The organism is Flavobacterium sp. UMI-01 (genome assembly GCF_019656315.1).
Classification (GTDB): Bacteria; Bacteroidota; Bacteroidia; order Flavobacteriales; family Flavobacteriaceae; genus Flavobacterium.
This window is the reverse complement of record NZ_BPLU01000003.1, coordinates 232,014-243,482: the sequence shown is the minus strand read 5'-3', so window position 1 is coordinate 243,482 and position 11,469 is coordinate 232,014. Positions and strand designations below refer to the sequence as shown.

The 11,469-nt window shown below is 32.9% G+C and carries 10 protein-coding genes; 6 read left to right on the top strand and 4 right to left on the bottom strand.

All coding sequences use genetic code 11. The annotated features are described in order from the left end of the window. Positions 1-117: 117 nt before the first annotated feature. The gene (locus tag K5R64_RS02190; RefSeq protein WP_220760390.1) at positions 118-531 is read right to left on the bottom strand and encodes a DUF6691 family protein; all 414 of its coding nucleotides are present in this window, start codon (positions 529-531) and stop codon (positions 118-120) included. Between the two features lie 3 nt (positions 532-534). Next, on the bottom strand, positions 535-1,092 hold the full coding sequence (locus tag K5R64_RS02185) for a YeeE/YedE family protein (protein ID WP_220760388.1): 558 nt from the start codon (positions 1,090-1,092) through the stop codon (positions 535-537). A gap of 203 nt (positions 1,093-1,295) precedes the next feature. Between K5R64_RS02185 and K5R64_RS02180 the strand changes: the two genes are divergently transcribed. From K5R64_RS02180 to glgA, 6 genes are all read left to right on the top strand, one after another. Further along, positions 1,296-1,745 carry a 2-dehydro-3-deoxyphosphooctonate aldolase gene (locus K5R64_RS02180; protein ID WP_220760386.1) on the top strand — a complete coding sequence of 150 codons (450 nt, stop codon included), beginning with the start codon at positions 1,296-1,298 and terminating at the stop codon, positions 1,743-1,745. An 82-nt stretch (positions 1,746-1,827) separates the two neighbouring features. After that, positions 1,828-2,646 carry a 3-deoxy-8-phosphooctulonate synthase gene (kdsA, locus tag K5R64_RS02175; RefSeq protein ID WP_220760384.1) on the top strand — a complete coding sequence of 273 codons (819 nt, stop codon included), beginning with the start codon at positions 1,828-1,830 and terminating at the stop codon, positions 2,644-2,646. A 10-nt stretch (positions 2,647-2,656) separates the two neighbouring features. Then, the gene (locus K5R64_RS02170) at positions 2,657-3,508 is read left to right on the top strand and encodes a hypothetical protein (RefSeq protein ID WP_220760382.1); all 852 of its coding nucleotides are present in this window, start codon (positions 2,657-2,659) and stop codon (positions 3,506-3,508) included. Between the two features lie 182 nt (positions 3,509-3,690). Further along, positions 3,691-4,800: a PAS domain-containing sensor histidine kinase gene (locus K5R64_RS02165; RefSeq protein WP_220760380.1), complete on the top strand. Its 1,110-nt coding sequence runs from the start codon at positions 3,691-3,693 to the stop codon at positions 4,798-4,800. An 81-nt stretch (positions 4,801-4,881) separates the two neighbouring features. After that, entirely contained in the window at positions 4,882-5,955 is a 1,074-nt protein-coding gene (locus tag K5R64_RS02160; protein ID WP_220760378.1) for an AI-2E family transporter, read from the top strand. Between the two features lie 194 nt (positions 5,956-6,149). After that, positions 6,150-7,376, top strand: coding sequence for a glycogen synthase (gene glgA, locus K5R64_RS02155; protein WP_220760376.1), 1,227 nt, complete (start codon positions 6,150-6,152; stop codon positions 7,374-7,376). Between the two features lie 78 nt (positions 7,377-7,454). On the opposite strand, the gene K5R64_RS02150 is transcribed toward glgA, so the two are convergent. Both K5R64_RS02150 and gyrA read right to left on the bottom strand, forming a co-directional pair. Next, positions 7,455-8,732: a tetratricopeptide repeat protein gene (locus tag K5R64_RS02150; protein ID WP_220760374.1), complete on the bottom strand. Its 1,278-nt coding sequence runs from the start codon at positions 8,730-8,732 to the stop codon at positions 7,455-7,457. 36 nt (positions 8,733-8,768) lie between these two features. Next, the gene (gene gyrA / locus K5R64_RS02145) at positions 8,769-11,381 is read right to left on the bottom strand and encodes a DNA gyrase subunit A (RefSeq protein ID WP_220760371.1); all 2,613 of its coding nucleotides are present in this window, start codon (positions 11,379-11,381) and stop codon (positions 8,769-8,771) included. Positions 11,382-11,469 lie beyond the last annotated feature (88 nt).

The following is an 11,469-nucleotide window of genomic DNA, read 5'->3' as shown; positions in this document are numbered from 1 at the left end:
CAATTTTTGACTTTTTCAGCAGAAAGAAAAATCAAACTAAAAAACCTGAAAATAAAAAAGCCAACTCAAATTGTGTTTTGAGACGGCTTCTTTTGTTTTTTTACATGTATTATGTTTTTAGTGAGGCAACTTATCTTTTAAAACTCCATATATATAAGTACCTATAATCGCTCCTAACAAAACTATGATAATGGAATAAAACCCTGCTCCTAGCAGAATAAATATAGGACCTGGACAAGCTCCTACAAGCCCCCACCCTAACCCAAAAAAGATTCCGCCTATCCAATAACGATAATTACCATTTTCTTTATTTGGAATTACGATAGGAAAACCATCATAATCATTAATATTTTTTTTCTTAAAAAAATGAATCCCAACTATCCCAGTTAAAATAGCAATCGAAATAATACCATACATGTGAAAAGAATCAAATTGAAACATTTCATAAATACGATACCAAGAAACCGCTTCTGATTTAGTTAAAACTATTCCAAAAACAAAACCTACAACTATATATTTTAATACATTCATTATTTAAAAAATTAAAGGAAATACAATATGCACCATAATCAATCCACCAATAAAAAATCCAATTACCGCTTTCAACGAAGGCAATTGTAAATTACTCAACCCTGAGATAGCATGCCCAGAAGTACATCCTCCTGCATAGCGAGAACCAAAACCAATTAATATCCCGCCAACTAATAAAATAACGATGCTTTTAGGGTCTTCAAAAATTGAATTTCCAAAAAGTGCTTGAGGTACTAATTCTCCATTAGGCGCATCGACACCCATCATCGCCAACTTATCTATAGTATCGGGATTAAGTGTAACATTGCTAGGATGACTCATAAAATGTACTGCAAAATACCCACCAAGCATCGCACCAAGTACAACTAATAAATTCCACTTTTGAGTCTTCCAATCAAAATCAAAGAAAGCAACACGTTTACCTGCACCCAGCATAGCACACATGGAACGTAAGTTAGATGACATTCCGAATGATTTTCCGAAATACAATAAACTAAGCATTATAACACCAATTAAAAAGCCAGAAACATACCATGGCCATGTTTGAAAAATGACATTCATAAATTTAAATTTTTTTATTAAACAAAGTTACATTTGTTTTAGATATTGGAATGTGAGAAATGTTACATAGCACTAATCATATAGACTATTTATGAAATTTACGAAAGCTTTTAATCATAAAAATAAAGTTCTAGTTATATTTGTATGGAAAATAAAAAACAAGAACAACTTTCCTTTTCCTTAATTGATTATCTAATCCAAAAATGAAAAAAATAATCGTTTTTTTAGCCCTCATATGCACCACTTTTTCGTGCATTAGTACAAAATCAACTCTAAAAAATATTGATGATAATGCTCCTGCACCTAAAATAAGTCCTCAAAATACGTTTATTCTTTCCGAGTATAGTACGGATAAAAAATACGGTTACCATAAAGACTATCCTATCAACGTGTTTTTTATGAGTACCTCAAATGATTCTATTAATGCTTTACGTTTCTTAAATGCATTAGCGGGTCCTAAAGGCGAAAAATTAACGTACACCAAACTAGAAAGTTGCTGCCCTTTTCCCTCAAAGCGAAGCACAATGGGAGCAGGTTTTTTGGATGTTTATGAGATAAAATGGGAAGGACAAAAAAATCCCCTTGTACTTTATTTAAATATATATGAAAAAGGATATTTGAAAGTACCTATGGGATTAACAATTAAAAAATAAAAGTTAAAACCTAAACTCAATTCGTAGAAACCTAACTACATTTGCAACTTCAATAAAAAATAGAAAAACAATTTTACACATTATGGATATCAATCAAATTCCACAGATAAAACACATTACTAGCGGTAACTTTTTTTTATTATCAGGTCCGTGTGCAATTGAAGGTGAAGAAATGGCACTGAGAATTGCTGAGAAATTAGTAACCATTACGGATAAACTTGAAATCCCCTATGTTTTTAAAGGTTCATTTAAAAAAGCCAATCGTTCACGTATAGATAGTTTTTCAGGAATTGGAGATGAAAAAGCCTTAAAAATTTTAAGAAAAGTATCCGAAACTTTTCACATCCCAACCGTTACCGATATTCATACCAATGAAGATGCTGAAAAAGCTGCACAATATGTAGATGTACTACAAATACCCGCTTTCTTAGTACGTCAAACGGATTTAGTAGTTGCAGCAGCAAATACAGGAAAAACCGTAAACCTAAAAAAAGGACAATTCATGAGTCCTGAGAGCATGAAACATGCGGTTCAAAAAGTTTTAGATTGCAACAATCAAAATGTAATGGTGACAGATAGAGGAACCATGTTTGGTTACCAAGACATGATTGTAGATTATAGAGGTATCCCTACCATGCAACAATATGCGACTACCGTTTTAGATGTTACCCATTCTTTACAACAACCCAACCAAACCGCTGGAGTAACAGGGGGTCGTCCAGATATGATTGAAACAATTGCTAAAGCTGGTATTGCTGTAGGTGTGGATGGAATATTTATCGAAACCCATTTTGACCCAGCTAATGCTAAGAGTGATGGTGCCAATATGCTCCATTTGGATTATTTTGAATCCTTAATGACTAAGTTAGTTGCCATAAAAAAAACGATTAATACTTTTTAATTCCCTCCCATTGAAAAACATCTTATTAGCTATTTCTATTTTAGGAATAGCGAGTTTTCATACCCTAAACGCTCAAGAAATAATCACAAAATCAGAACCCTATACCGCACATGATAAAGGAAAATTCTTTATCTCTTGGGGAGGAAATAGAGAAAAATATTCCAAATCGGATATCACGTTCAAGGGAACTGATTATAATTTTACACTTACAGATGTAAGTGCACACGACAAGCCTAAAGGATGGCATATTGATTATGTTAATCCTTCCAAAATGACTATCCCGCAAACAAATTTCAAAATGGGTTATTTTATCAGTGACCATTACAGCATTGCGATTGGTGTTGATCACATGAAATATGTAATGACGCAAAACCAAGTAGCCAATATTCAAGGATATTACCCTAATTCGGGTACGTATGACGAAACCATTATGGGAAATCAAAATCAAATAGTTTTGACCGAAAAATTCTTAACATTTGAACACACTGACGGTTTAAATTATGTAAATACCGAGTTTTCCAGACACGATGATATTTCTAAATTATTTAAAATCCAAAATACCGACAAAGTGCAAATAAAATTAAATGAAGGAGTTGGATTTGGAATTTTATATCCTAAGACAAATGCTAAAGTTCTAGGAAAAGAGAGACATGATGATTTTCACGTTTCTGGTTTTGGAACATCATTAAAAGCCGGAATTACTATCACTTTTTTCAAACATTTATACCTACAAGGTGAACTAAAAGGTGGTTACATTAATATGAATGATATTCAGACTACAGCTAGCGCTACAGATACTGCTTCTCAAGATTTTTTCTTTTTTCAAAGAATTTTAGCCCTAGGAGGTATTTTCAGAATTTAACTTTTTTCTAATCTCAAAACCTAACAAAAAAAATTTTATAATAATCCGGAAAGTACTTTTTTATAAGATAATTATGTGTATTTTAGTAGAGTCTTTTTGCCCCAAAAAAAAGAACCTACTCAATTTTAAATACAAATTATAATGTGCTAAAATTCACATTGTAAAAGTTATAAAAAATGAGGATGAGAAAAATGTTACGTGTTGTAAATCATGTATCAGATAACATATTAAACAAACAAACCTTATTTGAAGATTTTTTTAATCATTCAATGGACTTGTTATGCGTTGCTGGTTATGATGGCTATTTTAAAAAAGTAAATCCTGCTGTATGTAAGTTACTTGAGTATTCTGAAGAAGAATTACTATCTAGACCCATAAATGATTTTGTGTATCTAGCTGACAAAAGAGAAACTTCATCAGCGAGAAAAGCGCTAAAAGAAAGAAATCCACTTGTCGATTTTGAAAACCGATACGTTACCAAAAGTGGACGTATTGTTTGGTTATTGTGGACCTCTTATCCTTTGGAAAAACAAAAATTAATTTATGCTATTGCCAAAAACATTACTTATAAAAAGCAACTAGAAGACGAACGAAACTACCATTTGGCTAAACTCACTGAAATCAATAACGATTTCAAACAATTGACTTATACAGCTACTCATGATTTACGGTCTCCAGTTAATAACTTAATTTCCATTTTTGAATTAATAGATCTTGATAAAATTACGGATACCGAAACTCTTGAATATATATCGATGATTAAAGATACTTCATATAATTTAAGAGATTCTTTAAATGATTACATTACCATTTTTAATGACCGTAACCAAAGTAGTGCTTCTGTCGAAATTTTAAATTTTAAAGAAATCTTAGACGATGTCCTTTATTCTATAAGCTCACTAGTGTCCAATTCAAAGGTCACTATAAATATAGATTTTGCTGAACTTGAAAATATCACTTTCAATAGGACTTACTTAAAAAGTGTTTTCTTAAATTTGATTACCAATGCCATCAAATATTCTAAACCAGAATCTTTACCGGTTATTTCTATTTATACCAAAATAGTTAACAACCAAAAACAATTGATTATTTCTGATCAAGGTATCGGTTTTGATATGAAAAAAGTGGGAAATAAAATATTTGGATTACACCAAAAGTTCAGTAAAAACAAAGACAGTAATGGTATTGGCTTGTATTTAGTGTACAACCACATCATTAACCTTGGCGGACAAATTACTGTGGATAGTAAATTGAATGAAGGTGCTACATTTACCATAACATTTAGAGACTAAAACGTTACTATTATTACAATAATCTTATATTTTAGAACTCAAAACGTTATGGTTATTAAATAACAATTAAGTTCAAAATATATGATAGCTCCATCTGAAAAACCTAATCAAAAACAGCATTCATTTTCATTGACTGAAATTTTGCAATGCATCGTATTGGCCTCTTTTATATTGTATTATGGGAGAGTTCTCTTGATTCCCTTGAGTTTTTCTTTACTAATTAGTTTTATTTTTTATCCTATCTGCAAATGGATGGAAAATAAAGGTATTCATGCTATTATAGCAATAGGCATTGTCTTGAGTAGCGTATTTCTTTTTACTTTCTTACTTATATATCTGCTCTTCTTACAAATGGATGCATTTTCAAAGGAATGGGATCAATTTAAATTAAAAATACTTGAAACATTTGACCAATTGAGTTTATACCTTACTGATTATCTTGGAATAAGCATAGAACAACAATTGTCATTTTTAAAAAATATTTTTTCCAACCCTAGCAATCAACTCTTTTCTTTCCTACAAAGTATTGTCACTTCACTTTCTGAAGCTTTTTTTTACATCCTCATCATCCCCATTCTTTCTGGTTTAATTTTATACCATCGAAGATTGCTTGTTCAAGCTTTATTTCATTTATTTCCTTCTCACAAAAAAACAACCCTTAACGAAATTTTGATTGCAACCATTCATTCCTATTACAATTTTGCAAAGGGAATGGCCTTAGTGTACTTATCGGTAGGAATTTTAAATAGCCTTGGGCTATTTCTATTAGGTATTCCCCACCCAATAATGTTTGGTTTTATAGCGTCAATTTTAACTTTTATCCCTTATGTCGGAATCTTAATTTCTTCTTTGGTTCCTATTGCACTTTCATGGTTAACATATAACTCTATTTGGTATCCAATAGGAGTCATTCTTTTATTTACTTTTGTACAATTACTGGAAGCCTACGTTATATTCCCATTTGCTGTGGGGAGTCGTCTAAAAATCAATACACTTGTAATTATCGTTATGATAACCTTAGGAGGTATTTTATGGGGAGCTGCTGGCATGATACTTTTCATCCCATTCGTCAGTATTTTAAAATTAATCGCTGACAGAACGAAATCTTTAAAAACACTCTCTATCCTATTAAGTGATGGTAGTGAACAACAATAAGTACTATTAACGGCTTACTATGATTGATGGCGTAAAATATTTTATTAAAACTTAGTCTTGAACAAATTTTATAGTATTATTTTGTTATTTTAGTAATCTCATGCATGTCAATACTTAATTATTTTTACAACATCTGTTTACAAATACTTTCAGTACAACAAAATACATAATCTCATTAAACAAATTAACTGCAAATGAAAATAGCCCTTTTTACAAATGAATTCCCACCAAACATATACGGAGGCGCAGGTGTACATATTGATTTTCTTAGTCAAGAACTTTTAAAATTAGGAGAAGTTGAAGTGCGGTGTTTTGGTGATCAAAAGGAGGATAAAGAAACTATCAAAGTAAGAGGTATAGATTCCTGCCTTAGCCAACCTACAGACGACAAAAATACGCACATCAAAATGTTTCATAATTTAAGTCGAAACGTTGAAATGTCACAAGCAACACCGGAAGCTGATATTGTGCATTGTCACACATGGTACACACATCTCGCAGGCGTACTCACAAGAGAATTACTCCAAGTTCCTCTAATACTAACTACGCATAGTTTAGAAACGCACCGTCCTTGGAAAGTAGAACAATTAGGAAATGGATATTTTTTGTCACGCTGGATTGAAAACAGTGCTTATAATACTGCAGACGGCATTATCGCTGTAAGTGAACAAATGAAAGAAGATGTAGTCGAAGCTTATGGCGTAGATTCCAAAAAAGTAACTGTAATTCACAACGGAATTGACCCTGAATTCTACAAACCTACTACCGATAATATCTTGCTTGAATCACTTGGAATTGATCCAAAAATTCCTTTTGTTTTGTTTGTAGGTCGTATTACTCGTCAAAAAGGAATCTCTCAATTGATATCAGCAGCCAAACATTTTAATAAAAATTGTCAAATTGTATTGTGTGCTGGTGCTCCAGATACACCAGAAATAGCAGCAGAAACAGAACAATTAATAAATGAATTAAAAGCAGAGCGTGAAGGGGTTATTCTTATTTCCGAAATGCTTTCACGAGACAAAATAAAAGTACTTTATACTCAAGCTCGAGTATTCGCTTGTCCTTCATTATATGAACCTTTCGGAATCATCAATCTTGAAGCCATGTCGTGTGAAACACCTGTTGTAGGAAGTCATGTAGGCGGTATTCCAGAAATAATTGTTGAGGGAGAGACTGGTTTTTTAATACCCTTAGAAAGCAAATCAAGAACTGACTTTAATCCTTTGAATCCTGAATTATTCCAAAAAGAATTTGCTAAAAAAATAAACCTCCTCTTGGACGATGAGGCTCTAGCTACTAAAATGGGTAAAGCAGGTCGTGAACGTGTATTAAAAATTTTCAGCTGGGAATCTATTGCCAAAACTACTTTTAATTATTATCAAGAAGTTATTGCTCGATTTGAAAAGGAAAAAGCGTAAATCTATTCCAATCCAAACCTTTAACAAAAAACCCGCTTAGTTCTTTCTAAGCGGGTTTCTTTATAAATCAAAAAGGGATTATTTACCCAATTTTTCTTTTAGTGCTTTTTTCTCAGCAGACATTTCCAAGGCACCATATACACTCATAAGTGTATTCCCTATGTCTTGATTTTTAGGATCTACTTCTAAAGCTTTAACCAATAAAGGAATTACAGATTGGTAAATCTTTTTCTTTTCAGCTTTTAAAACTTCGTATCGTTTATTGTCTTTTTCAGAAGTACCTAATTTGTTCATCTCGGCATTAATAGGAGTCTCAGCTTCTAACTTTAATGCTACTAAATTGATGTAAGCATTCATGTAGTTTGGGTTCACTTCTATTGCCTTCTTGTAGTACGTTTCAGCATCTTCCTTATTTTTAGCATTAGCACTTACTACTCCTAAATTAAATAACAAATCAGGATCGTTAGGATTCTTTGCTAAAATTTCTGAAACTAATTTTTTGTACATATCAAAATCGTTAGACTCTAAATACAAATTTGCTTCTGTTAAAGCCAACGAACTATCATCAGGATTTAATGTTTTAGCTTCTGAGATGATTTTTTTAGCTTCTTCGGTTTTCTTTTGTTGAACTAAGATAAGGGCAATATTTTTATAAATCTCACCTTGTTTAGATTGAGCTACTTCTTCTCTAGGCTTAATATGTGTTTTTAATTTAACACTTCTATCACGATCTTCTTTATTAGCAAATGCTTCCTCTTTATCTGTCAAAACACTTGTTGCGATAAACGATTTTGATTTCCCCGTAAATTTTAATTTTCTTAGTTCTTGCAATTCTTTAAGTGCATTATCATAATCTTTAGCGTTTAATCTAAAACTTGAAGAATAATACAGATTTATGGTGTCTTTTTTATCCAATTGATAAGCCTCATATAGTTTTGAAGCTCCTTCGTTAAATTTTTGCGCTTTTGAATCCTCAATGGCACCGTCAATCAACTTTTCTTTGACTTTAGTAATTGTTTTACGCATCTCATCTGAATGCTCTTTTTTACCTGTTTTTTTCTCAAGAGCAATTACTTTTTGAGCTGCTTTAGCTGCCAATGATAAATTTTTGGCCACGTCCATTTTTTTATCAACAGCGTCCATATAAACCACTTCTCTAAGGTAGTAATACTTACCTTGTTCTTCTTCGGAAGCATTTGCAATCAAAGGCTCAGCTTCATTTAAAAGCTGGGCAACTTCTTGAATATTTCCTTTTTTCAATGCTTTCTCAGCCGATTTTATTTGATCTTTTTGAGCAAAAGTTACTACTGACATCAATAAAGCCGAAGTGAGTAATACGTTTTTATTAGCTTTCATATTTAAATATTTAAAAAATTAGTTAGTTTTTTTACACTAAGATTCGTCTTCTTCATCGTCCAACTCCTCATCTGATTCGTCTTCTTCAATGTCGTCATCATCTTCATCTTCGTCTTCTACTCCATCGTCCTCAAGCACTTCCAATACAGGCTTTACTTTTTCAATTTTTTCAATTACTTCTCCGTCTTCGCCAATTTCTTTTTCCTCTTCATCATCTTTCATGACTTTTGCCACAGCTGCAATCGAATCGTTACCTTTAATATTGATTAGTTTCACTCCTTGAGTGGCACGTCCCATAACTCTCAAATCCTCAACAGCCATACGAATGGTTAATCCAGATTTGTTAATAATCATCAAGTCATCAGCATCTGTCACTGAGTTGATTGCAATCAAACTACCCGTTTTTTCTGTGATATTAAGTGTTTTCACACCTTTCCCTCCACGGTTTGTAATTCGATATTCATCTAAACTAGAACGTTTTCCGTAACCATTTTCAGCCACAACTAGAATCTCACTGTTCATATCATTTACAGTAACCATACCAATTACTTCATCGCTATCATCTTTTAAAGTAATTCCTCGCACACCCGAAGCAGTTCTTCCCATCGGACGCGTTTTAGTTTCTTCAAAACGAACTAATTTTCCTGATTTAACCGCAATAATGATTTGGCTTTCTCCATTAGTTAACTTAGCTGCTAACAATTCATCTCCTTCTTTAATAGTGATGGCTGCAACACCGTTGGCTCTAGGTTTAGAATACTTCTCTAAAGAAGTTTTCTTCACTTGCCCTTTTTTAGTTACCATAACTAAATTGTGAGTCGAAATATAGTCTTTATCTTTAAGATCTTGGGTACAAATGAAAGCTTTTACCTTGTCATCACTTTCGATATTAACCAAGTTTTGAATGGCTCTACCTTTGGCAGTTTTAGTCCCCTCAGGAATTTCATAAACGCGCATCCAGAAACATTTTCCTTTTTGTGTAAAGAACATCATATACTGATGGTTTGTAGCCACAAACATGTGTTCTAAGAAATCCTGATCTCTGGTTCCTGCACTTTTTTGACCTACACCACCCCTATTTTGTGTTTTGTATTCAGATAAATTGGTACGCTTGATATATCCTGCATGCGAAATTGTAATCACTACTTGCTCATCAGCAATCAAATCTTCAATACTAACATCACCACCAGAATATTCAATTTGAGAACGGCGCTCATCACCGTATTTATCTCTAATTTCAGTAAGCTCTTCTTTAATCAGTGCAATTCTTAAATTCACATCGGCCAATAAAGCTTTCAAATGCTCTATTAACTTCATGATTTCTTCGTATTCGGCTCTTAATTTATCTTGTTCTAAACCTGTTAATTGACGCAGACGCATTTCAACGATAGCTCTCGCTTGAATATCAGAAAGAGAAAATCTTTCGATTAACTTCTCTCTAGCTTCTTCTGTGTTTTTAGAAGCTTTAATTAACGCAATCACTTCATCGATATTATCAGAAGCAATAATTAACCCTTCTAAGATATGCGCACGTTCTTCTGCTTTACGCAATTCAAATTTAGTTCTACGAATTACTACATCATGACGGTGCTCCACAAAATAATGAATCATGTCTTTTAGATTCAATGTTTGAGGACGTCCATTTACCAAGGCAATATTGTTTACACTGAAAGAAGATTGCAAAGGAGTAAATTTGTACAATGTATTCAACACTACATTAGGAGTAGCATCTCTTTTTAGAATATATACAATACGCATACCCGTTCTATCCGACTCGTCACGTATATTAGCAATACCTTCTATTTTCTTTTCATTAACCAAATCAGCCGTACGTTTAATCATATCGGCCTTATTTACTTGATACGGAATTTCAGTAACTACAATACATTCTCTACCGTCAATTTCTTCGAAACCAACTTTAGCTCGCATTACGATTCGGCCACGCCCCGTTTTGAAAGCTTCGCGTACACCTTCGTATCCATAAATCACCCCTCCAGTAGGAAAGTCTGGCGCTTTAATATGCGTTATTAACTCATCTACCTCAATATCATTATTGTCAATATAAGCTAAAGTACCATTAATGACTTCAGTTAAATTATGAGGAGGCATATTCGTTGCCATACCTACCGCAATCCCTGTTGCTCCATTAACCAACAAAGTGGGTACACGCGTAGGCATTACTTTTGGCTCATATAAGGTATCATCAAAATTCAATTGAAAATCAACTGTCTCTTTTTCGATATCTGACATTATTTCTTCTGAAATCTTGCGCATTCTAGCCTCAGTATAACGCATGGCTGCAGGGCTATCACCATCTACAGAACCAAAGTTACCCTGACCATCCACTAATAAATAACGCATACTCCACTCCTGAGCCATACGAACCATTGCATCATATACAGAGGTATCTCCGTGTGGGTGATACTTACCCAAAACTTCTCCAACAATTCTAGCAGACTTTTTATGGGCTTTATTAGAAAAAACTCCTAAATCATACATTCCATAAAGAACTCTTCGATGTACAGGTTTCAAACCATCTCTAACATCTGGAAGCGCTCTGGATACAATAACCGACATTGAATAATCAATGTAAGCTGATTTCATTTCATCTTCTATGTTAATAGGAATTAACTTTTCTCCTTCAGACATAAGTTGTTATATTAAATATTATATTAGTTTCAAAACGTGCCAATATACGGCTTTTTGAAATTTTAGAAAGCTTTTTAACGTACTAATT